Source organism: Mycoplana sp. 10N416 (assembly GCF_056394765.1).
Map to the genome: position 1 here is coordinate 120,155 of NZ_JBFTIM010000001.1, position 22,278 is coordinate 142,432.

The 22,278-nt window shown below is 64.4% G+C and carries 21 protein-coding genes and 1 pseudogene; 13 read left to right on the forward strand and 9 right to left on the reverse strand.

All coding sequences use genetic code 11. The annotated features are described in order from the left end of the window. Positions 1 to 54: 54 nt before the first annotated feature. Genes hdaA through AC1DDS_RS00565 form a run of 3 tightly spaced genes read right to left on the reverse strand, consistent with a single transcriptional unit; the run spans position 55 to position 2,470 of the window. Positions 55 to 756 carry a DnaA regulatory inactivator HdaA gene (hdaA, locus tag AC1DDS_RS00555; RefSeq protein ID WP_477477121.1) on the reverse strand — a complete coding sequence of 234 codons (702 nt, stop codon included), beginning with the start codon at positions 754 to 756 and terminating at the stop codon, positions 55 to 57. An 11-nt stretch (positions 757 to 767) separates the two neighbouring features. Continuing rightward, positions 768 to 1,931, reverse strand: a complete 1,164-nt coding sequence (locus tag AC1DDS_RS00560) for an AI-2E family transporter (RefSeq protein WP_477477122.1) — start codon at positions 1,929 to 1,931, stop codon at positions 768 to 770. After that, positions 1,928 to 2,470: a CDP-alcohol phosphatidyltransferase family protein gene (locus AC1DDS_RS00565; protein WP_477477123.1), complete on the reverse strand. Its 543-nt coding sequence runs from the start codon at positions 2,468 to 2,470 to the stop codon at positions 1,928 to 1,930. The genes AC1DDS_RS00560 and AC1DDS_RS00565 overlap by 4 nt, the downstream gene beginning before the upstream one ends. A 198-nt stretch (positions 2,471 to 2,668) precedes the next feature. Between AC1DDS_RS00565 and purM the strand changes: the two genes are divergently transcribed. Together purM and purN are read left to right on the forward strand one after the other, a co-directional pair. Further along, complete coding sequence (gene purM / locus AC1DDS_RS00570) at positions 2,669 to 3,742, forward strand: phosphoribosylformylglycinamidine cyclo-ligase (RefSeq protein WP_477477124.1); 1,074 nt, start codon at positions 2,669 to 2,671, stop codon at positions 3,740 to 3,742. Then, a complete protein-coding gene (purN, locus tag AC1DDS_RS00575) occupies positions 3,739 to 4,407 on the forward strand; it encodes a phosphoribosylglycinamide formyltransferase (protein ID WP_477477125.1) in 669 nt (222 codons plus the stop codon). The genes purM and purN overlap by 4 nt, the downstream gene beginning before the upstream one ends. Before the next feature lie 266 nt (positions 4,408 to 4,673). Here the strand turns inward: purN and AC1DDS_RS00580 are convergent, their stop codons facing one another. Beyond that, entirely contained in the window at positions 4,674 to 5,258 is a 585-nt protein-coding gene (locus AC1DDS_RS00580; protein ID WP_477477126.1) for an NUDIX domain-containing protein, read from the reverse strand. After that, complete coding sequence (locus AC1DDS_RS00585) at positions 5,255 to 7,375, reverse strand: molybdopterin-containing oxidoreductase family protein (RefSeq protein ID WP_477477127.1); 2,121 nt, start codon at positions 7,373 to 7,375, stop codon at positions 5,255 to 5,257. The genes AC1DDS_RS00580 and AC1DDS_RS00585 overlap by 4 nt, the downstream gene beginning before the upstream one ends. Positions 7,376 to 7,462: 87 nt before the next feature. Between AC1DDS_RS00585 and AC1DDS_RS00590 the strand changes: the two genes are divergently transcribed. The 4 genes from AC1DDS_RS00590 (at position 7,463) to AC1DDS_RS00605 (ending at position 10,359) form a co-directional block, all read left to right on the forward strand. Then, positions 7,463 to 8,326, forward strand: coding sequence for a 23S rRNA (adenine(2030)-N(6))-methyltransferase RlmJ (locus tag AC1DDS_RS00590; protein ID WP_477477128.1), 864 nt, complete (start codon positions 7,463 to 7,465; stop codon positions 8,324 to 8,326). Between the two features lie 115 nt (positions 8,327 to 8,441). After that, positions 8,442 to 8,903, forward strand: coding sequence for a hypothetical protein (locus AC1DDS_RS00595; RefSeq protein WP_477477129.1), 462 nt, complete (start codon positions 8,442 to 8,444; stop codon positions 8,901 to 8,903). A gap of 3 nt (positions 8,904 to 8,906) precedes the next feature. Then, complete coding sequence (locus AC1DDS_RS00600) at positions 8,907 to 9,653, forward strand: ribonuclease T2 family protein (RefSeq protein ID WP_477477130.1); 747 nt, start codon at positions 8,907 to 8,909, stop codon at positions 9,651 to 9,653. 115 nt (positions 9,654 to 9,768) lie between these two features. Further along, positions 9,769 to 10,359, forward strand: coding sequence for a glutathione S-transferase (locus tag AC1DDS_RS00605; RefSeq protein ID WP_477477131.1), 591 nt, complete (start codon positions 9,769 to 9,771; stop codon positions 10,357 to 10,359). Between the two features lie 252 nt (positions 10,360 to 10,611). On the opposite strand, the gene AC1DDS_RS00610 is transcribed toward AC1DDS_RS00605, so the two are convergent. Then, positions 10,612 to 11,250 (reverse strand): outer membrane protein, encoded by a 639-nt coding sequence (locus AC1DDS_RS00610; RefSeq protein WP_477477132.1) that lies wholly within the window; start codon positions 11,248 to 11,250, stop codon positions 10,612 to 10,614. Between the two features lie 383 nt (positions 11,251 to 11,633). Between AC1DDS_RS00610 and AC1DDS_RS00615 the strand changes: the two are divergent. After that, positions 11,634 to 11,831, forward strand: a pseudogene (locus tag AC1DDS_RS00615) (short-chain dehydrogenase); the annotation flags it as partial. Then, complete coding sequence (gene uvrC, locus AC1DDS_RS00620; protein WP_477477133.1) at positions 11,828 to 13,879, forward strand: excinuclease ABC subunit UvrC; 2,052 nt, start codon at positions 11,828 to 11,830, stop codon at positions 13,877 to 13,879. The pseudogene AC1DDS_RS00615 and the gene uvrC, both read left to right, overlap by 4 nt. 62 nt (positions 13,880 to 13,941) lie before the next feature. On the opposite strand, the gene AC1DDS_RS00625 is transcribed toward uvrC, so the two are convergent. Continuing rightward, positions 13,942 to 17,025 (reverse strand): cadherin-like domain-containing protein, encoded by a 3,084-nt coding sequence (locus AC1DDS_RS00625; protein ID WP_477477134.1) that lies wholly within the window; start codon positions 17,023 to 17,025, stop codon positions 13,942 to 13,944. A 370-nt stretch (positions 17,026 to 17,395) separates the two neighbouring features. Here AC1DDS_RS00625 and pgsA point away from each other — a divergent pair, with 370 nt between their 5' ends. From pgsA to AC1DDS_RS00640, 3 genes are read left to right on the forward strand one after another with little or no spacing between them, the layout of a single operon-like run. Further along, a complete protein-coding gene (gene pgsA, locus AC1DDS_RS00630) occupies positions 17,396 to 17,977 on the forward strand; it encodes a CDP-diacylglycerol--glycerol-3-phosphate 3-phosphatidyltransferase (RefSeq protein ID WP_477477135.1) in 582 nt (193 codons plus the stop codon). After that, positions 17,977 to 18,231 (forward strand): molybdopterin converting factor subunit 1, encoded by a 255-nt coding sequence (gene moaD, locus AC1DDS_RS00635; protein WP_310418494.1) that lies wholly within the window; start codon positions 17,977 to 17,979, stop codon positions 18,229 to 18,231. Before pgsA ends, moaD begins: the two co-directional genes overlap by 1 nt. Before the next feature lie 3 nt (positions 18,232 to 18,234). Further along, complete coding sequence (locus AC1DDS_RS00640) at positions 18,235 to 18,726, forward strand: molybdenum cofactor biosynthesis protein MoaE (protein WP_477477136.1); 492 nt, start codon at positions 18,235 to 18,237, stop codon at positions 18,724 to 18,726. A gap of 37 nt (positions 18,727 to 18,763) precedes the next feature. Here AC1DDS_RS00640 and AC1DDS_RS00645 read toward each other — a convergent pair whose 3' ends face one another. Beyond that, positions 18,764 to 19,660 carry a branched-chain amino acid ABC transporter permease gene (locus AC1DDS_RS00645; RefSeq protein ID WP_477477137.1) on the reverse strand — a complete coding sequence of 299 codons (897 nt, stop codon included), beginning with the start codon at positions 19,658 to 19,660 and terminating at the stop codon, positions 18,764 to 18,766. Between the two features lie 67 nt (positions 19,661 to 19,727). Between AC1DDS_RS00645 and AC1DDS_RS00650 the strand changes: the two genes are divergently transcribed. Both AC1DDS_RS00650 and AC1DDS_RS00655 read left to right on the forward strand, forming a co-directional pair. Beyond that, on the forward strand, positions 19,728 to 20,282 hold the full coding sequence (locus tag AC1DDS_RS00650) for a CGNR zinc finger domain-containing protein (RefSeq protein ID WP_477477138.1): 555 nt from the start codon (positions 19,728 to 19,730) through the stop codon (positions 20,280 to 20,282). After that, a complete protein-coding gene (locus AC1DDS_RS00655) occupies positions 20,279 to 20,812 on the forward strand; it encodes a hypothetical protein (protein WP_477477139.1) in 534 nt (177 codons plus the stop codon). Before AC1DDS_RS00650 ends, AC1DDS_RS00655 begins: the two co-directional genes overlap by 4 nt. Here the strand turns inward: AC1DDS_RS00655 and pdxR are convergent. Then, positions 20,809 to 22,215 carry a MocR-like pyridoxine biosynthesis transcription factor PdxR gene (gene pdxR / locus AC1DDS_RS00660; protein WP_477477140.1) on the reverse strand — a complete coding sequence of 469 codons (1,407 nt, stop codon included), beginning with the start codon at positions 22,213 to 22,215 and terminating at the stop codon, positions 20,809 to 20,811. The genes AC1DDS_RS00655 and pdxR overlap by 4 nt on opposite strands. Between the last annotated feature and the right edge of the window lie 63 nt (positions 22,216 to 22,278).

Below are 22,278 nucleotides of genomic sequence, written 5' to 3' on the forward strand. Positions count from 1 at the left end.
CCCTTTGTTTTTGTTTCAGGCTCTTAGAGCAGTTTGACGACGGTTCTGTGACAGTCAATCCCCAAGCCCGTCGCCGTCTCCCTCGGCCATATCGCCGAGCACTTCCTGGGCCATCGCCCGGGTGATGCGGCTGCCGCGCGCAAGCGCCAGGCGGTCGAGGCGCTCGACCAGCGTCTGGGCCGCGTCCAGCGAGCGCTCCATACGCGCCACCATGTAGGAGACAAGGCGATCATCGACAAAGAGCTGGCGATCGGCAAAGAGCTTGACGATGACCTGCGACAGCAGCTCGTCATCCGGCTCGCCGATCTCGACCACCGTCGCCGCCTTCAGCCGCGACCGCAGGTCGGGCAGTTCGACCGGCCAGGACATCGGCCAGAGCCTCGTCGTCATCAGCAGCGTGTGGCCGTGCTGGCGGACATTGTTGATGACGTGGAACAGCGCCTGATCGTCGAAACCGCGCCTGTCGACGTCCTCAAAGAGCAGGGGGCCGGCGGCTGCCGCCTCCTCTGCACCGGCGCCCTTGACCGGGTGGATCTCGACCGCCCCAGCCTTCTCGCGCCAGATCGTCGCCAGATGCGACTTGCCCGATCCAACCGGGCCGGCCAGGATAACGACCGGCGACGGCCAGTTCGGCCAGGCGTCCACGACGGTTACCGCCGCACTCAACGGATCCGAGATCAGCAGGTCGTCCCGCCCGGAGGCAGGAACGTGCTGAAACGTAAGCGGCAATTGCTCGGTGGCCTTCGGCGATTTCATGCGATACTCGGTCACGGCTTCGTTTTCGAAGCCGTCTCTTTTTTCTTGGCGACAGGCGGATTGCCCTGACCGTGATAGAGGTCGCTGTCAAGGTAGCGCCGCAGGCCGAAGCGAACAAGCACGCCGACCGCCGCGGCGGCCGGCACGGCGACGAGCAGGCCGACGAAGCCGAACAGCGCACCGAAGGCAAACAGCGCGAACATCAGCCAGACCGGGTGCAACCCGACCTGCTTGCCGACCAGTTTCGGCTGCAGGATGTTGCCCTCGATGAACTGGCCGGAGAAAAAGATGGCGACAACGGCGCCGATCCACAGATATTCCGGCCAGAACTGGACGACGGCGACGCCGACCGAAAGCACCAGCCCGACCATCGAGCCGACATAGGGCACAAAGCTGATCATGCCGGCGAACAGCCCGATCAAGAGGCCGAAGTTGAGGCCGACGGCCGTCAGCCCGATACCGTAGAAGAGCCCGAGGATGATGCAGATCGAGCCCTGGCCGCGGACGAAGCCGGCAATTGCCGTGTTCATCTCGTCGGCGATCTGGCGCACGCTTTCCACGTGCTGGCGCGGAACCCAACTGTCCACCTTGGCGATCATCCGGTCCCAGTCCAGCAGCAGGTAGAAGGCAACGACCGGCGTCACGATCAGAAGCGACGCGATGTCGACAAGCGCGAGTCCGGAGTTCCAGATCTGTTTGAAGATCGTTCCGAGAAGTCCCGCGCCTTCAGCGAGAACGCCGGCAAAACCCTGCTTGATCGTGCCCATCTGGCTTGAGATCCAGGGCGGCAGGATGTCCGGGTCGAAGCTGGTCACCAGCGACTGCAATTGCGCCAGATAGCCCGGCAACTTGGAAAGCAGATCGGAGGCCTGTGTCGCCAGCAGCGGAATGACGATCATCAGCGACAGCGAGAACAGGATGAGGAAGGCGACCAGGATGACGACGGTCGCCATCGTGCGGCTGAGCCCGAGACGTTCCAGCCGGTCGGCGACGGGATCGAGGAAATAGGCGAGCGCCATCCCGGCGACGAACGGCAGCAGGATCGAACTGAACACCAGCAGGAACAGGACGAGACCTACAAGGGCAAGCAGCCAGAAGACCACTTGCCGCTTCAGCCCGGCGCCACTGACGTGCGTCGCGGTTGGTCTTTGCTGTTCGATCTCGTGCCCCTTCAAGTTGCCGTGACTCCCCGCATGTGGCGCATCCATATGTTGAAATAGGCCGCGCCCGAGAGAATGGTCAAGGTGGCGGTTGCAACGATCACCGCCCAGACGACATCATCGGCCGCAAAGGCAAAAGCCAGGTCGGCAAGCACGAGCACGACGAGAAACACCTGTGCAGCCGTATTCGCCTTTGAAACCAGGATCGGCTTTATCTCCAGCGCCTTGCCCTGGAGGCGCGCGACCCCGACCGCGACAACGATGAGAACGTCGCGGCCGACCACGAGCAGCACCAGCCACGCCGGCAGAAAGCCGAGAAAGCCGAGCAGGCCGTAGGCGCTGGCCATCAGCAGCTTGTCGGCGATCGGATCGAGCCAGGCGCCGAAGGCGGAATGCTGGTTCCAGCGCCGCGCCAGGTAGCCGTCGATCGCGTCCGACACCCCGGCCGCAAGGAAGATGAAAAAGGCGGTTTGCAGCAATCCCTCCAGCAGCGACCAGGCAAAGACCGGAACGGCCAGAAGCCGTGCAACCGTGATCATGTTCGGTATCGTCATCGCCTGCCAAAAATCCTTTCCCACCCGATTTGCAACGCAATGTGGAGCCGATGACAAGCGAATTAAAGCCCCAGGGCGAGAACGGCGAACGGTCGCCGGCAAAAACGTGAAAAAGGCCCGGCCGATGCGGGCATTGCGCTTGCACTTCCGCCCCCGACGTGCCAATCGGGCGCAAACATCACCAGCGGAGATCCGAGCATGAGCCAGTCTGGGAAAAACGGCCTGACCTATAGCGATGCGGGCGTCGACATCGACGCGGGCAACCTGCTGGTCGAGAAGATCAAGCCGGCCGTCCGCTCGACGCGGCGGCCCGGCGCCGACGGCGAGATCGGCGGCTTTGGCGGCCTGTTCGACCTGAAGGCCGCCGGCTTCACCGATCCGGTCCTGGTCGCCGCCAATGACGGCGTCGGCACCAAGCTGAAGATCGCGATCGACGCGGACAAGCACGACACCGTCGGCATCGACCTCGTCGCCATGTGCGTCAACGACCTCGTGGTGCAGGGCGCCGAGCCGCTGTTCTTCCTCGACTACTTCGCCACCGGCAAGCTCGACCCCGACCAGGGGGCGGCGATCGTCGGCGGCATCGCCGAGGGCTGCCGGCAGGCCGGTTGCGCGCTGATCGGCGGCGAAACGGCGGAAATGCCGGGCATGTACGCCGGCGGCGACTACGACCTCGCCGGCTTCGCGGTGGGCGCTGCCGAGCGCGGCAAGCTGCTGCCGGCTGGCGACATCACCGAGGGTGACGTGATCCTCGGGCTTTCCTCCTCCGGCGTCCACTCCAACGGCTATTCGCTCGTGCGCAAGATCGTGGCGCTGTCCGGCCTTGCCTGGGATGCTGCTGCCCCCTTCGCAGCCGGCCAGACGCTGGCCGAGGCGCTGATGACGCCGACGAAAATCTATGTGAAGCCGCTCTTGAAGGCGATCCGCGAGACCGGCGCAATCAAGGCGCTTGCCCACATCACCGGCGGCGGCTTCCCGGAAAACATTCCGCGCGTGCTGCCGAAGCACCTCGCCGCCGAGATCGATCTCGGCGCGGTGAAGGCGCCGGCGGTGTTCTCCTGGCTGTCGAAGACCGGCGGCGTCGCCGCCAACGAGATGCTGCGCACCTTCAACTGCGGCGTCGGCATGATCGCCGTCGTTGCGCCCGGCGACGTCGAGAAGGTGAGCGCGGTTCTTGCGGCGGAAGGCGAGAGCGTGTTCACGCTCGGGCGGATGGTCGCCCGGCAGGACGGTGCGCCCGGCACGATCTACAAGGGCACGCTCGCCCTATGATTTCAGGCTCCCCCCGCAAGCGCGTCGTCGCCTTCATCTCCGGCAGCGGCTCGAACATGCTGACGCTGGCGAAGGCCTGTGCTGCGGAGGGCTTTCCGGCCGAGATCGTCGCGGTGTTCTCGGACAAGGCGGACGCGGGCGGCTTGGAAAAGGCGCAGGCACTCGGCATCCCGACCTTCGTCTTTGTGCGCAAGGATTTCCCTTCCAAGGAAGCACACGAAGAAGAAATCCTGGCCGAACTGGAGCGCCAGCGCCCGGACATCGTCTGCCTCGCCGGCTACATGCGACTGCTGTCGGGACGCTTCATCTCCCGCTACGAGGGGCGGATCCTCAATATCCACCCTTCCCTGCTGCCGTTGTTTCCCGGCCTCGACACCCATCGTCGCGCCATCGAGGCAGGGGTCAAGATCGCCGGCTGCACCGTGCATTTCGTCACCGAGGGCATGGACGAGGGCCCGGCGATCGTCCAAGCCGCCGTCCCGGTGCTTGCCAGCGACACGCCGGCCGACCTTGCCGCCCGTGTGCTCACCGTCGAACACCAGGCCTATCCGCTGGCGCTGAAGCTGGTGGCCGAGGGCAGCGTACGGATGGAGGATGGCAAGGTCATCACAGCCGGCTCGGGCGAAAGCCGGCCGAATGAATCGCTGATCTCCTCCGGTCGCTGATAGGCGCCCCACTCTCGAACGACCACTTTCCGTCATCCCGGCCTTGAGCCGGGATCCAGCAGCGCCGCGTCCGCGGTGCAAGGAGTCCTTTGCGCTCAAGGACTTGAGCGCGCTGGATGCCGGATCAAGTCCGGCATGACGGGTGAGTTAGGTGCCGTTCGCACACCCTAGGCGGGCGATCCGAGATTTGTTGGCCAGGCGAACCGGGCAGCGTGGCAAGCTGGCTCAACTCTCCGTTCATGCCTATCGGACGGCGGGTTCTGCGACTACTTCCGCTGCAGCAACGCCCATTGGACCAGCATGATCGTCTTGGCGTCGCAGATCTCGCCGGTTTCGATCATCCTCGCGGCATCGTCGAGTTTCACCTCGACCACCTCGATGTCCTCGTGCTCGTGGTCAAGGCCGCCGCCCTCGCCTTCGCGGATCGAGGCGTCGATCTCGGCGGCGAAGAAATGGATGATTTCTGTTACGGCACCCGGGCTCATGAACACCCTAAACAGCGACTTCACCGCGTCGATGCGGTAGCCGGTTTCCTCCATCACCTCGCGGCGGATGACGTCGGCGGGATTGTCGCCGTCGAGCAGGCCGGCGGGCGTTTCCAGGAGCCAGCCGGAGTGGCCGTTCTGGTGGGCGGGCATCCGGAACTGGCGGACGAGGATGATCGTGTCGCGCTTCGAGTCGTGCAGCAGGATCGTCGCGCCGTTGCCGCGGTCGTAGACCTCGCGCTTCATCCGCACCGTCTCGCCATCCGAGCGGGTGTAGTCGAAGGTGACGTTGCGAAGGTGATACCAGTTGTCCGAAAGCGTCTTGTCCGAGACGATCTCGACCTTCGCGTTGCGGAACTTCGTCATGCCGTCTCTTTCACAAGCCAGACGCGGTTGTCGTGCACGGCCGCCCCGCCGTAGGGAGCGACAGGATCGCCACCGGTCAGAACGTTGATGCCTTCGCCGTCGAGATGGGCGTCGTTCGGCCAGACGCCTTCGGCAATCAGCACGCCGTGCTTCGTCTCGCTCGTCACCTTCGCATGGAGGCGGATGTCGCCGCGCGCATTGCCGAGCCTGACGATATCGCCATCAGTCACCCCGTTGGCCTCGGCGTCGGCCGGATGGATCATCACTTCCGGCCGGCCCTCGCGTTCGCGCGACCACTTCATCTCGGTGAAGCTGGAATTGAGGTAGGTGCGCGCCGGCGGCGTGGCGAGGCGGAACGGATGGGCGGCATCGACCGTCTCGATGACTTCGACATAGTCCGGGAATTCCGGCAGCGCCTGGTGCGGCCCCAGAACGCCGATCGAGGCCGGCGGCTGGTTCGGCGCGGGCGTGGCAAGCCAGTCCGGCCGGAAGCGGAACCTGCCGTCCGGATGGCCGAAGCCGTTGGCGAAATGCGCGGTCTCGAAATCCGGCTGGCAGTCGATCCACTTTGCTTCCGCAAGCCCGTCATAGTCCATCTCGTAATGCGGCAGCATGCGGGTGATGTGCTCGCGTTCCGAAAGGCCGAAGCCCGGCAGGTGGTCGACACCGAGACGCTTGGCCAGCTCGTCGATGACGAAGAGGTTGGTGCGCACCGTCGCCGGCGGCTCGACGAGCTTCGGACCGAGCAGGATGTGCTGGTGGCCGCCACCGCGATAGAGGTCGTCGTGTTCGACGAACATGGTCGCCGGCAGGACGATATCAGCGAGCTTCGCCGTATCGGTCATGAAATGCTCGTGCACGGCGACGAAGAGGTCGTCGCGCAGGAAGCCACGCTTCACCAGCCGCTGCTCCGGGGCGATGTTGGCCGGGTTGGTGTTTTGGATCAGCATGGCCGTGACCGGCCCGCGCCGGCGCAACGCCACCGGATCGCCGGTCAGGACGCGGCCGATCTGCGACTGGTCGAGTTCGCGAATGTCCGGGTCGACCATGTCGAGGCCCATCAGCTCGCGCTTGTCGAGGCGGAAGATGCCGCCGTTGTTGTGGAAGGCACCGCCGCCCTCGTGCTGCCAGGAGCCGAGCACGGTCGCGACCGAAACGGCTGCATGCATCGAGACCGAGCCGTTGCGGCTGCGGGTAAAGCCGTAGCCGAGACGGAAGAAGGTGCGCTTCGTCTCGCCGACGAGGCGGGCGAAGGCTTCGATTTCGTTCACCGAGAGCCCGGTGATCTCGGTCGCCCATTCGGGGCCGCGCGTGGCAAGATGCGCCTCGAGACCGCCCGGGTCATCGGCGAACTTTGCCATGTAGGCTCGGTCGGCATAGCCGTCGCGGAAGGCGATGTGCATGACGGCGCAGGCAAGTGCTGCGTCGGTGCCGGGACGCAGCTTAAGCGCCATGTCGGCCTGCTTCATCGTCGGGTTGTCGTAGATGTCGATGACGACGAGCTTGGCGCCGCGCTCCTTGCGCGCCTTCACCGCGTGGGTCATCACGTTGACCTGGGTGGAAACGGCGTTGGTGCCCCAGATGACGACGCAATCGGCCTTCGCCATCTCGCGCGGATCCGGGCCGCGCAGGCTGCCGGTGCCCATCACATAGCCGGTCCAGGCGGTGTTGGTGCAGATGGAATCGAAGAAGCCGGAATAGCGCTTGGCGTGACGCAGGCGATCGATGGAATCGCGCTGCACCTGCCCCATCGTGCCGGCATAGTAATACGGCCAGACGGCTTCGCTGCCATGCGCCTGCTCGGCCCTGACAAAGGCTGCCGCGATCTCGTCGAGGGCGGCCTCCCAGGAAACCTCCTGCCAGTCGCCACCGCCCTTTGCCCCCATGCGGCGCAACGGCTTCATCAGCCGGTCGGGATGGTAGAGCCGGTCGGCATAGCGGGCGACCTTGGCGCAGATGACGCCGGCCGTATAGCTGTTGTCGGCGCTGCCGCGCACCTTGCCGATCCGCCCGTCGGCGCCGATCTCGATGTCGAGGGCGCAGGTGGAGGGACAGTCGTGCGGACAGGCCGAGTGGCCGATCGTGGGTTTGCCGAGATTGGGGGTCGCAACGTTCATGGCTTTTCTATATTCCAGAGCGAGAGCGCCAAGAAGGCAGATTTTTCTTCCTATCGCAACATTTCATCGGCGTCTCACGGGAAAGCAATGAACTATCGCCACATCTACCATGCGGGCAACTTCGCCGATGTTCTCAAGCACGCGGTGCTGGCGCGGCTCGTCACCTACATGCAGGGCAAGGACAAGGCGTTCCGCGTCCTCGATACCCACGCAGGAATCGGCCTCTACGACCTGTCCAGCGGGGAGGCGCAGAAGACCGGCGAATGGCGTGACGGGATCGGCCGGCTGCTCGACGGCGAGTTGCCTGCGGACATCGCCGCGTTGCTTGCGCCCTATCTCGATGCGGTCAAGGCACTCAATCCGGATGGCGGCGTCCGGCTTTATCCCGGCTCGCCGAAGCTTGCCCGTGTCCTGTTCCGCCCGCAGGACCGCCTGTCCGCGATGGAACTGCACCCCGACGACTACGAAACCCTGCACCGCCTGTTCGACGGCGACTTCCAGAGCCGGATCACCTGTCTCGACGGCTGGCTGGCGCTCGGCGCGCACGTGCCGCCGAAGGAGAAGCGCGGCATCATCCTCGTCGATCCGCCCTTCGAGAAGGAAGGCGAGTACGAACGGCTGGCAGACGGATTGGCCAAGGCCTACCGGCGCTTTGCCGGCGGCACCTACTGCCTTTGGTATCCGCTGAAGAGGGGCGCGCCGATCGCCGACTTCCACAGGGCACTGAAGGAACTCGAGATCCCGAAGATGCTGTGCGCTGAGCTTTCGGTCCGCAGCGACCGCGAGACGACGGGACTGACCGGCTCCGGCCTCATCGTCGTCAACCCGCCCTATACGCTCAAGGCCGAACTGGAGAAGCTGCTGCCGTTCCTGAAGGAAAAGCTACGGCAGGATCGCTTCGCCTCTGCGCGCAGCTTCTGGCTCACCGGCGAAGCACAACTCGCCTCTTGACCACACCCGGTCCGGGCCGCAATCTGCAGCTTAGGTGTGAGGACGCTGGTGGCGGCCGGCATACCAAGTGGAGCGCTGCCGATCGCAATTGCAGCGAGTCGGCCCGGAGGGGAACATGTTCGCACGCGCCGCAGCCCTGTCAGCATGCCTTGTCACCGGTCTCCTTGCCACAGCGGCGAACGCCGCCGACTACGGCACCTATGTCGAACCCCAGCCGGCCTACGCGGCCGCCCGGCCGTCAGGCGCCTGCACCGACCCGGGCGTGCTTCGCTTCATCACCCACCGATTCGAATACAAGGCGGCGAACTATATCCGGCAAGATCTGTCGATCTACGAAATCCGCCGCATGCAACTGACCGGGTTCGAGCCGTTCAACCAGTACATCTCGTCGGTCCAGCGCGAATATTGCCTCGCCGAAGCGACGCTGACGGACGGGAGCCACCGCCCGCTGTTCTACCTGATCGAGCGGCCCTGGGGCTTTGCCGGCGTCGGGCGCAGCATCGAGTTCTGTATTCCCGGCCTCGATCCCTGGTATGTCTACGGCGCCCATTGCGCGTCGCTTCAGCCGTCCTATTGAGCCGTGCCCGATCCGGATTCGCCTGACCGGCGCCCTGCCGCCCGTCTTGCCAAACTTTTGCTTGCTGCCGCCCTGCCGCTGGTTCTTGCCGGATGCGGCGAAGAAGCCCCACAGTCTAATAGTGGGAAGCCGGCCGCCTCCGCCGGCAACTCGGTCGCCGCCAAGGCGCCGGTACCGCTGGGACACGGCTTCGACTTTTACGTGCTGTCGCTGTCCTGGTCGCCGACCTGGTGCATGGACAACGATGCCGCCGGCCGCGGCGAGCAGTGCCGCAGCGGCCGCAACGCCGGCTTCATCGTGCACGGCCTGTGGCCGCAGTTCGAGCGCGGCTTTCCGGAATACTGCCGCTCGCGCGAACCCGACCGGGTGCCAGCGGGGCTCGGCCGTCAGTATCTGGACATCATTCCGTCGATGGGCCTGATCGGACATCAGTGGCGCAAGCACGGCAGTTGCTCGGGACTGTCGCAGCGCGACTATCTCGCCGCCACCCGCGCGGCCTTCGCCCGTATCGCCATCCCCGACAGCCTGGAAGAGGGTTCCGGCGAGCGGCTGGCCACAGACGCGATCGAAGCGGCGCTGGTTGCGACCAATCCGGGACTGAGCGAACGCGGCATCGCCGTGACCTGCGACGGGGGCCGACTCGATGAAATCCGCATCTGCATGACGCCGGGCCTCGATTTCCGCGATTGCCCCGAGGTCGACCGGACCGCCTGCAAGGCGAAGACCATAACCCAGCCGCCGGTTCGCTAGAGACTTTCGGCTTTTCACCGAATCGCGAAAATGCTCTAACTTCCTGTTTTTACGCGCGCCCCGCGCCTTTTGCTGGATTCGGCCCCAGTCGGACCATTCACTCAGGAGAACATACGTGAAGATCTTCTATTCGCCGGCCTCACCCTACTCCACGAAGGTGCGCATGGCGGCCCACTACAGCGGGCTCGATGCCGAGCACATTGCTGTCGACACCACGGCCGATCCGGCGGAGTTGATCGCCGCCAATCCACTCGGCAAGATCCCGACGCTCGTGACCGACAGCGGCCTGGCCGTTTTCGACAGCCGCGCGATCATGCAGTTCATCGACCGCGAGACCGGCCGCAAGCTCTATCCGCGTGCCAGCGCCAAGCGGACGGAGGCAGAGGTTCTCGAAGCGACCGCGGACGGTATCTGCGATTGCCTGCTGGCGATCGTCTATGAGAAGCGCTACCGGCCCGAAGACAAGGTTCACCAGCCTTGGATCGACCGGCAATGGGGCAAAGTGGAACGCGCGCTCGACCTGCTCGAGGGCAACATGCCACGGCTCGGCAAGAAGCCGCACGGCGGCCATTTCGCGCTGGCCGCCATGCTGCGCTACATCGAACTGCGCTTCGCCGGACAATGGCAGCGGGGCCGGCCGAAGCTGAAGCGCTACCTGGCAAAGTTCGAGGCGGCGTTCCCGGACTACTCGAAGTTCAAGGATTGAGGGGGCGCCGTCCCGTCATGCCGGACCCGATCCGGCATCCAGCCACGGCGCGTCTGCGCCGTGCAGGACCAATGGCCGTCGGTTTGTTTTGAATCTCACGCGCGATGGACCTCACGCGATGGATGCCGGTTCTGGTCCGGGATGACAGAGGTGGAGTGCCACCGTAGACGACGGCCGAGGACGACCTATTCGCCCATGAAAAAAGGCCGGGCGATTGCGCCCGGCCTTTCAATGTCTGCCTGATCGGCTTGATCAGAACTTATAGCCCATGCCGACGCGGACGCTCTGCTCGTCCTGACCGGCCCGGACGTTGCCGGAGTCGAGGCTGAACTTCTTGTCGCCGTAGTCGGTGTAACGGTATTCGACGCGGGCCGTGACGTTGTCGGTGACGAAGCCTTCGGCACCGACGCCGGCGGTCCAGCCGTACATGGTGCGCTTGTCGGACGAGGTGTCGTCTTCCATCTTCGAGCGCGCGACGGCAACACCGCCCGTGCCGTACAGCAAGACAGGGTTCAGATCGACACCGACGCGGGCGCGCAGCGAGCCGTTGACGCCCTGCTTGGCTTCGCGGGTGGCATTCTTCGAGTCGATGCCCGAGTAGTTCACGTCGGCTTCACCACCGTAAACCAGCTGGCCGTTCTGCATGTTGTAGCCGCCATAGACGCCGCCGCCGAAGCCGTTGGCGCCGTTGCCGCTCTGCTTTTCGAAGTTGCCATGCTGCCAGGTGACCGTACCACCCGCGTAGCCACCGGCCCAGTTGCCGCCGACGGGCTCGGAGTAATCCGCAGCCGGAGCCTGCGGGATTTGGTCGACGGCGTCAGCCGCACGAGCCGCCTGGAAGGCAGCGATCGACATTGCGGAAGCCATCAGGGTGATGATCAGGGTGCGCATGCTATTCTCCTTTGCATTTCCATACCGACGGCAAACTATAGGCCAATTCGGCATTACTAATATACGGTTCAGACCGCCCGCTTGAGATCAAATTGAATAAAGATTGAGGATTTGAAAGAGCCAAAATGTGGAATTTTCGTGGCAACGGCGTGATCAGATTAAGATGTTGCTTTCCAACAACAGGTAATTTGTTAACCATAAATCCAGAAGCATCAAATATACTTCAAAAACCACCTTCAATATTACAAGGCAGACACGTTTTGTTAATTTATCGGGAAACTCTCACCTTGTCCGGCTTAAGCGGGCGCGTTGTTCGAAATATCTCGGTTTGAGCAAGCAACGGTGACGCAATACGGGCAGAATGTTCTTCATAGGACGCTGCCAACGAACTGCAGAGCGGAGACGATTTCCGGGCGCAGACCGATGCGCTCCCGCTTCGATCCGGTCCGCAGCTTGAGGAATTCGGCCGGTCGGTTCGCTTTCTGTTCGACACGCCATCGATTACGGGGCAAATGATGGCTTTGGACGGCGGGCAGCAACTCGCCTGGAAAACGCCAGACGTGGCGGAGATCGCGGAATGACCACCGGAAGGCCAATCGAGGATGGCGGCATCCTCTATGACGAGAACGAACGGGACGACGAGGAGGATCTGGCAGCAGAGGGCCAGCCCGCTCCCTCGCCGCTGCCCGCGATCGAGTGGTCAGAAACAGTCGATGTGCAGGAAGGTCTGCGCGGCGCGGAGCTGATCCAGGTCTTCGTCAAGCGCCTGCCGAACAGTCCCGGCGTCTACCGCATGTTCAACGAGGCCGGCGACGTGCTTTATGTCGGCAAGGCACGCAGCCTGAAGAAGCGCGTCAACAACTACGCGCTCGGACGCGGCCACTCCAATCGAATCGGCCGGATGATTCGCGAGACGGCCAACATGGAGTTCGTCACGACGCGCACCGAGACCGAGGCGCTGCTGCTCGAGGCGAACCTGATCAAGCGGTTGCGCCCGCGCTTCAACGTACAACTGCGCGACGACAAGTCGTTTCCCTATATCCTCCTGACGGCCGACACTCGCGCGCCGGCGATCTTCAAGCATCGCGGCGCCCGCAGCCGCAAGGGCGACTACTTCGGACCCTTCGCCTCGGCCGGCGCCGTCGGGCGGACGATCAACTCGCTGCAACGGGCGTTCCTCCTGCGCACCTGCACCGATAGCGTGTTCGAGAGCCGCACTCGGCCCTGCCTGCTCTACCAGATCAAGCGCTGCTCAGCGCCCTGCACCCATGAGATCAGCGACGCCGGCTATGCCGACCTGGTGCAGGAGGCGAAGGATTTTCTGTCCGGCAGGAGCCAGAACGTGAAGGGCCAGATCGCAGCCGCGATGAACGAGGCGGCGGAGGAGCTGGATTTCGAGCGCGCCGCCGTCTATCGCGACCGGCTGGCGGCGCTGAGCCATGTCCAGAGCCACCAGGGCATCAACCCCGCCGGGGTCGAGGAGGCCGACGTCTTCGCCATCCACCACGAGGGCGGGATCTCGTGCATCCAGGTGTTCTTCTTCCGCACCGGCCAGAACTGGGGCAACCGCGCCTACTTCCCGAAGGCCGACCCGCAACTTACGGGTGCGGAGGTGCTGAACGCGTTCCTGGCACAGTTCTACGACGACAAGCCCTGCCCGCGGCAGATCCTGCTGTCCGAAAAGATCGAGGAACTGGACCTGCTCGCCGCGGCGCTGAGCGAGAAGTCCGGCTACAGGGTGTCGATCCTGGTGCCACAGCGTGGCGAGAAGAAGGATTTGGCCGACCAGGTGCTTCAGAACGCGCGCGAGGCGCATGGCCGCAAGCTCGCCGAAACCGCCTCGCAATCCCGGCTGCTGGAGGGCTTCGCGCAGACCTTCAAGCTGCCCTACGTGCCGCGGCGGATCGAGATCTACGACAACTCGCACATCATGGGCACGAACGCGGTGGGTGGAATGGTGGTCGCCGGCCCGGAGGGTTTCGTCAAGAACCAGTACCGGAAGTTCAACATCCGGTCGACCGACATCACGCCGGGCGACGATTTCGGCATGATGCGCGAAGTGATGACGCGGCGCTTTTCCCGTCTGATCAAGGAAGAGGGCCTGCCTGACCGCAGCGCCGACGTGGGCGCGGATAGAAGCGCCGACGCCGCCGACCTGCCCTTCCCCGCCTGGCCGGACGTGATCCTCATCGACGGCGGACAGGGGCAGATGACAGCTGTGCGGACGATCCTGGAGGACCTCGGCATCACCGACCAGGTGATCGCCATCGGCGTCGCCAAGGGTGCCGACCGCGAGGCGGGCCGTGAGCGCTTCTTTGCCACCGGCACGCCGGACTTTTCGCTGCCGCCGCGCGATCCTGTGCTCTACTTCGTCCAGCGCCTGCGCGACGAGGCGCATCGCTTTGCCATCGGCTCGCACCGGGCGCGGCGCAAAAAGGAAATGGTCAAGAATCCGCTGGACGAGATCGCCGGGATTGGACCGAGCCGCAAGCGCGCGCTGCTGCAGCACTTCGGCACGGCAAAGGCGGTGTCGCGCGCCGGCATCTCGGATCTCATGGCCGTCGAGGGCATTTCCGAAAGCGTCGCCCGGCTGGTCTACAACCATTTTCACGAGGACGCGGCACGGTAGATGCCAGATGCAGGGCGCGTCGATCATCGGCGGACGGGTCGACCGACCACCGGGGACGTCCGCTACAGCAGGAAATCGCCCTTCGCGAACGCGACGCTGCCTGTGACGAGAATGCTGAAGTCGGCCCTGCCGTCGCCATCCGTATCGCCAAGGACAAGCGTGTCGCTGCCGCTCTTCTGATAGCGCAGTTCTCCCGCGCATTTCGTGAAGGCGGACTTGCCGATAAAGACGAAGGCGTTGTCCGCGCTGCTTGCCTGGCGGGCGTCGATACCACTGAGATCAATCCGATCGCCGGCAGCCTTCGAAAAGTCCACGATAGTATCCCGACCGCCAATGGCAGCGGTGCTGTCCGATACCGAACGGAACACGAAGGTGTCGCAACCCGAGCCGCCGGACAGCGTATCGGCGCCGGCATCGCCGACGATCTTGTCGCTGCCGTTGCCGCCGTAGATTCTGTCGTTTCCTCTTCCGCCATAAAGCACGTCGTTGCCATCGAGACCTTTGAGGACATTGGCGGCTGCATTGCCGACGATGCGGTTGGAGAGCGCATTGCCCGTGCCGGAGTGGCTGCCCGTGCCGGTCAGGACCAGCCGCTCGACATGATCGGCAAGGGTGTAGCTGCAGCCTGCCTCGACGGTGTCCGTGCCGCCGCCGGCGGCCTCGACCACCGTGTCGCCGGCACAGTTCACCACGTAGGTGTCGTTGCCGGCGCCGCCCAAGAGGGTGTCCGCGCCGGCACCGCCGTTCAAGACATCGTTTCCGTTGCCGCCGTCGAGACGATCGTCACCGGCGCCGCCCGAAAGCCTGTCATTGCCATCGAGCCCCTTGAGGACGTTCGCGCCGGCATTGCCGGTGATCGTGTTGCTCTGGGCGTTTCCGGTGCCGCTGTAGTTTCCGGCTCCGATCAGGACCAGCTTTTCGACGTTCTCGGTCAGCGTGTAGCTCCGGCTCGCCTGGACCGTGTCCGTTCCGCCATTGGCGGCTTCGATGACCTTGTCCCCGGCATTGTCGACCACATAGCTGTCATTGCCGGCCTCGCCCTTCAGCGTGTCTGCCCCGCTGCCGCCGTCGAGCAGATCGTTGCCGGCGCCACCGCGAAGCGCATCCTCTCCGCCCTTGCCGTACATCAGATCGCCGTAGCTGGTCCCGGTCAGACGGTCGGCGCCGCTCGTCCCGGAAAAGATGTCGGCCGAGATGCCCATGACGGTCAGGGTGATGGTCGCGGTCGCGGTGCCTCCCCTGCCGTCCGACACGGTGTAGCTGATGACGACCGTGCGGGTGTCGCCGTCACCGATGTTCGGGTTTGCCCCGCCCATCGGATTGTAGATCAGCATCTTCTTCGCATCGATCATCACCGAGCCGAAGCCGGAGACGATCTTCGCGTTGAGCATCGTCAGGTTGTCGTTGTCCGCGTCCATCACGGCATCGGCAACCTCGATCGTGAACACCGCGTTCTCGTAGGTCGAGCCCGTCACCACCCTGGCGACGGGGTCGTCGTTGACCTCGGCGACGTCAAAGGTGATCTTGCGGATGAAGGGATCGGTGTCGACGCCGCCGTGGTCCTTGCCGCCGTCGTCAACAACATTGAAGGACAGGGCGCCGAGCCCGACCCCGTTGAGGTTCTGGCCCGCGGCCCAGACAAGCTTGCCAGCCTCGATGTCTGCGGCCTTGATCTCCTGCCCGGGGACGACGATCCTGCCATTCACCGTCAATGTGCCGTTCGCCGGCACCGCGGTGATCTTCACGGCCTTCAGCGCATCGCCATTGGCATCCCTGAAACCGAAGTCCTCGACTGAAAAGACATAGCTGCCGTCTTCCTTGATGTATCGGATCGTGCTTTCACCGCTCGGGGCGTCGTTGATGGCCCGGAAGACCTTTTCGTAGATGTGAACGCCATCCGCACCCTTGGCCTGCCAGGTCAGGGCGAGGCCGCCGTCCGCAAGCGCAACGATCCCGGGCGATCCGTGTAGTTCGGCGGTAGTGCCGTCCAACGGCTCCTCGATCTCCATGCGCGCGGTGCCGCTCGCATTGAAGACCTTGAGCACGATTCTGTATCCATCCTTGTCTTGCGTGGCCCAGGCTACGGCGAAGCCGCCGCCTGCCAACGCCACAACGCATGGACTGCTTTGCAGGCCCTGGGTGTAGCCATTGACCGCAATGTCGCCGGCAATTCGGGTTTTGCCATCCGCATTGTAGACCTGCATCGCCAGGCCGCCGTCAGGATCATGCAAGGTCGAACCGCGCCACAGGACTACGAAACCGCCATCCTTCAGGGCCGTCACGACCGGATCGAGCTGTTCGCCATCGGTATGGCTGTTGACGGCGAAGTCGGTCTGGGCGCGCGCGGTGCCGTCGGCGTTGAAGATCTGCAGGGCGATACCGTCGGCGTCATTGTGCCGGTCGCCTTCCCAGGCAACCACGAAACCACCGTCGGCAAGGGCGGTGACGGCCGGATTGCGTTGCAGGCAGGCCTTGCCCGAAGAGATCGCAACGGCTGCATCCGTCTGCAACGTGCCGTCAGCGTCGAATATCCGCATGCGCAAACCGGGGGTGTCCCCCTCGGCAGGTGCCACCGCCTCGTAGACGACCGCAAAGCCGCCGCCGGCAAGCGCCACGATCTTGTAGCCTGGCTGGCTTTCCGCGTTAAAGCCGTCGATGGACAAGTCGGTTGCGTTCCCGTCCCGATGGTACACGCGGAGCGACAGGCCGCCCGCTTCGCCGGGCGCACCGGCGGTGGTCCAGGCGATCACGTAGCCGCCGTCGGCGAGCGTGGTAATCTGTGGCGCGAACTGATCGCCGTCCGTTTGCGCATTCACGGTCGTTGCAGCGTCGCCCAGCGCCTTGCCGTCGCGATCGAACAGGCGCACAGCAATCCCCGCATCGTCGTTCGCGGTCTCGCCGCTCCAGACCATGGCGAAGCCGGTACCTGAAAGAGCCGTCAGTTGCGGCACGAACTGGGGGGATTGCGTGGGGACTGAAAATTCCATCTTCGACCGGAGCGTGCCATCGGCGTTGAAGACGCAGAGCAGCACGTCAGCGACGCCATCCGCAGGGACGCTGCCCCAGGCAACCGCAAAACCGCCGTCGGCAAGAGTCACGACATCGCTCTGGTACAAATCCTGTGCCAGATAGCCGTCAACCGACAAACGTTCTCCGCCGACGATCCCCATAGAGGATCCACCCTTTCCAAACTCGATGCTGTTTTGCTGCGACGCGCGAAAATAGCCAAATGCAACCCAAGGTCAATGGGGTCGCACCGGCAAAACGCGCTTTTTGTCGAAAAACGAACATGAACCGCAAATTATTCGAAGAAAAATGAAAAACTTTCTTCAGGATTGTCCGTGCCGGTGCGGGCAAACCGCAACTGCCATCACCATGCGGCGAACCGTCCTATGTGCTTTTCATGGGCATCATCGGAATATTGCCTTGTTCCCGGCGAAAAGGTCTCGCAAATAGTTGACGGACCTGTCACAAAGCCCACAACTAAACGGAAACCCCGTCCGAGACTGTGAATCCATGGCCACCGCTTACAGCATCCCCAATCTCCTCACCTACGCTCGGATCCTCGCCGTTCCGTTGATCGTCCTGTGCTTTTTCGTGGAGGGGAGGCTGCAGTCTTCGGATTTCGCCCGGTGGTCGGCGTTCGGCCTGTTTGCGGCCGCCTCCATCACCGATTTCTTCGACGGCTATCTGGCGCGCATCTGGAAGCAGACCTCCAATATTGGCCGCATGCTCGATCCGATCGCAGACAAGCTGCTGGTCGCCTCGGTGCTACTTCTGATGGCAGCGGACGGGACGATTGCCGGCTGGACGATCTGGGCCGCGATCATCATTCTCTGCCGCGAGATCCTCGTCTCTGGCCTGCGCGAATACCTGGCCGAACTGAAGGTCAGCGTACCGGTCACCCGGATCGCCAAGTGGAAGACGACGATCCAGATGTTCGCCATCGGCTTCCTGCTGGCCGGCCCGGCCGGCGCCAAGTACTTGCCGTATACGACGGAGATCGGCATCGTGCTGCTCTGGATTGCCGCAGCGATCACCATGTATACTGGCTATGACTATTTCCGCGCCGGATTAAAGCATATCGTGGGCGACTGATGACCAAGCTTGTTTACTTTGCCTGGGTGCGCGAGCGGATCGGACGGGACGAAGAGGAGATCGACCTCCCCGGCCACGTCAGGACCGCCGGCGACCTGCTGAAGCACCTGAAGACACTCGGCGAGGAGTATCAAATCGCCCTCGAGCACGAGAACGTCATCCGCGTCGCTGTCAACCACGAGCACGTCGAGCATCAAGAATCGATCGCGGGCGCGCGCGAAATCGCCCTGTTCCCGCCGATGACCGGTGGCTGAACCATGACCGGCGCGGCCAACATTCCCGTTGCCGCCCAGCCCGTCGTCGTCCGGGTTCAGCGCGAGGACTTTGACCCCATGATCGAGACGGCGGCCCTGACGGAAGGGCGCAGCCAGATCGGCGCGATCGTCACCTTCACCGGCCTGTGCCGCGACGAAGGCGGCAGTCTTTCCGCCCTCGAGCTCGAGCACTACCCCGGCATGGCGGAGGCGGAGATCCGGCGCATCTGCAACGACGCCGTCGAGCGGTTCTCGCTGGAAGGCATCGCCGCCATCCACCGCGTCGGCCGGATCGCACCGGGCGAGAACATCGTCCTCGTCGTCGCCACCGCCCCGCATCGCCACGCTGCCTTTGATGGCGCCTCCTTCGTCATGGACTTCCTCAAGACCTCCGCTCCCTTCTGGAAGAAGGAGCATCGCGCCGACGGCAGCACGGGCGGATGGGTCGAGGCCAAGGATACGGACGATCGGGCCCGGGCGAAGTGGCAGGAATAGCTGAAGCCCACCTTCGGTGAACCCGGCCTGCTAGCCGCTACGGTATCCCCTTCTCCCGCCGGAAGATCACCAGCAGCAGCACCAGCGCGGAATAGATGACGAAGTCGCGCCAGAGGAACGCGCCGTAGGCGTTCCAGATCGTCTCGGCGAGCCCGACCGCTGCCCCACCCAGCGCCGACAGGATCGGCGTCGAATAGCCGCCGATCGCGGCAATGAACAGCACCTTGACGCCGAAGTTCAGACCCGCGCCGAAATCCATATTGCCGTAATAGCTGGCGGCCAGGATGCCGGCGAGGCAGGCGATCAGGGCGGCAAGAGCGAAGGCGGCGAGGAAGACGCGGCCGGAATCGACGCCACAGAGCTCCGCTGCCCTGCGGTCATCGCAGACGGCGCGCCAGCGCCGCCCCCACCCGGAGCGGGAAAGAAAGAGATGCCCCAGCAGAACGATCCCCGTCATCAGCGCTGCGTTCACCACCTGCAGGACCGTCAGCGTCACCGGGAAGGAAGGATCGCCCCACAGATCCAATGGTCGGCTCAGCAGCGGCGGGAGCCAGAGACTGCGAGTGTTGGAGGCCAGCCGCGCCGTCTCCATCAGCACAAGTACGACGCCGACGGCGGCCACCACGACTGTATTGTCCGAGGAGAAGGCGAGCGGACGCATGACGTATCGGCCGGACACCATGGCAGCCCCCATGCCGAAGACGATGGCCATGGCCGCGCCCAGCGCAAGGGCTGCCGGAAGCACGAGCCATAGCCGGTTCCAACCATAGTCGGCGAAGAGAATGAACATCTGCGCGGCAAAGGCGAAGATCGCACCGAAGCTGATATCCGCGCGCCGCGTCACGGAAAAGGCGATCGCGTAGCCAAAGGCAAGCACGGCATAGAGCGCGGAGACCGGGACGGCATTGGCAAGTTGCTGCAGGAAATACGCCATGGACAGCCTCGCGGGTGACAATCCCATCATAACTGGTAAAATCAATTTTACCAGTTAGGGTATTGGCATGACGTTTTCCTGGACCCCGCATCGTTTTGCCGGCGGCGCGCTGGCGTTGGACGTGGCGAATTCGGTCGTGCTGCGTTTCGATCCGGCACGGCGGATCGACCGCTATGCCGACGCCAAGGCGATCGACGCCTTTGCAGGCGCGGCCAACCGCCTTTGTGCCGAGCGCGAGCGGACGGGGCTACTCGTTCCTGTCGCACCGGAGCGCCGCGCAGCGTTTCTAGGCCTGCGCGAGGCGATCGACGGGCATTTTCGCGCCGAGGCGAGCGGGGAAGGCACGCCGGCCCGGCTGGCAGCCCTGCTGGAGGCGATCGCCGACACGCTGCGCCATTCGGGGAATCGTGCTGGTGCGCTCGACGCGGCCACCGCCCATTCGGCCCTGCGCCTGACCGTCAATGCGGCGCCGGACCGGCTGAAGATCTGCCCCAATTGCGGCTGGCTCTTCCTCGACAAAAGCCGCAACCGCTCGCGGACCTGGTGCGACATGGCGGTCTGCGGCAACCGCACCAAGGCGAGCCGGCACTACTATCGCCACCGGGAGGAAGCTGGCCCATGAAGATCGTCGCCCGCCTGCCAGCCCTCCTGCTCCTCGCCCTGTCGCTTGCGATGGCGCTCGCCGCCTGCCAGCGCGAGATCGGCCCCGATCCGCTGCAACTGACCGGCAAGCTGTTCGTCTTCAACTACAGGCTCGCCTACGCGACCTACATGATCACGCTTAACCGGACCGAACCCGTGCCAGACGGTTCGACTGTCACGGCCGAATTCGAGAATCCGGCCGGTGGCGAACCGCTCGTGCTGACGCGCAAGCTCTTTCCGCAACTGGAGAAGGTGGTGCTGGAAAGCCCGGACATTACCTGCGTGAAGAAGGCCAGGCCCTACCGGGTAACGATCCGCGTCAACGGGCCGGATGGGGCGGTGCTGCAAACCCTGGAGACGACAGTCACCTCCGATGCCGACCAGAGCATTCTTCCCGCCGAACCGCTTGTCGTCGGCCCGGCCTACGAGAAGAACCCGCGCGTCTTTCGAAACGGCAACGCGCCGGAGCACTTTGAGACGGCGAAATGTCCGGCCGACCTCGGCCGCTAAATCTGACGCCTTTCCAGCGCCGACCTGAAGTTACTGGCAGCCGTGAACAGCGCTTCCGGCGAGAAACCGGAGAAGCCGACTACGAGGCCCTGTCGCGGCGGCTGCGATACCGCCATGGCCGATAGGACCCGCACCCCGAACCCGACCGAGCGCGCGATCTCGACAAGGTCGGTGTCCCTGGCGAACGGATCCATTTCAACGAGCAGATGCAGCCCCTGTTCCGGAACGGTGACGGTGAGACCACGCGCGCCCCTCAGTCCCTCGACGAGCGCATTACGCGCGGCAACCATGCGACGGCGGCCACGACGCAGGTGAGCGGCGAGATGGCCTTCGCGAATGAAGTCCGTGAGTGCCGCTTCCGCGAGCGTGGAGGGAAAGCGGTCCGTCCGCGCGCGCAGGGCGATGACCTTCTCCATGACCTCATCGGGCAGCACGGCATAGCCGATGCGCAGGCCGGGCAGCAGCACCTTGGAAAACGTCCCGAGATAGACGACGCGGCTGGAGCCATCGAGCCCCTGCATCGCCGTCAAGGGCGGGCCGGCGTAGCGGAACTCGCTGTCGTAGTCGTCCTCGACGATCCAGGCATCGTTGCGCCTTGCCCAGTCGATCAGCGCCAGCCGGCGGCGCATCGTCATCGCCACGCCGAGCGGGAACTGGTGCGACGGCGTGACATAGACGGCCCGGGCGCCCGGCATCAGTGCGGCGCCGCGCTCCGGATCGAGCCCTTCCGCATCGACCGGCACCCCTTGAAGCCGAATGCCGTTGCCCTCGAAAACGGCACGCGCGCTCGGATAGCACGGGTCCTCGATCCAGACACCGTCGCCCGGCTCCAGCATCGAGCGGACGAAGAGGTCGAGCCCTTGCTGCGTGCCGGTCGTGACGACGATGCGCTCGGCGTCGCAGCGCACGCCGCGCGCCGTCCGCAGATAGGCGGCGATCGCCTCGCGCAGCCCTGCCCCACCCCTCGGGTCGCCATAATGGAAATGCTCCGGCGTCGGTCGCGCCAGATGCCGCGACAGCAGCGTGCGGAAGATCTTCAACGTGCGCTCGTCCGCCGTTGCCACACCAAGCGTACCCGGCAGCGGCATCGTCGCCTTCACCGCAGGAGCTTCCGCATGCGCGCTCGCCCCGATCAGCGGCACGTCGTCGCTGACGAAGGTGCCGGCGCCGACGCGCGCGGTGGCAAAACCATCGGCCGCCAACCGCTCGAAGGCGGCGACCACCGAGATGCGGGACATGCGCAGACGCGCTGCGAGGTCACGGGTCGGCGGAAGCTTGGAACCGGACGGCACCGTTCCTGTCTCGATCAGTCGCCGGACCGCATCGTAGAGCGCCTGCGTGCGCGGGCCCTCCCCTGGCAACACGGGCACGAGAGCCGACCAGTCCGACAGATTGGCCTTCATCTTTACTTCCTAATTGGAGCTTTTTCGAACCATTGCCATGCGGCAAGTAGACTGCCTATCAAA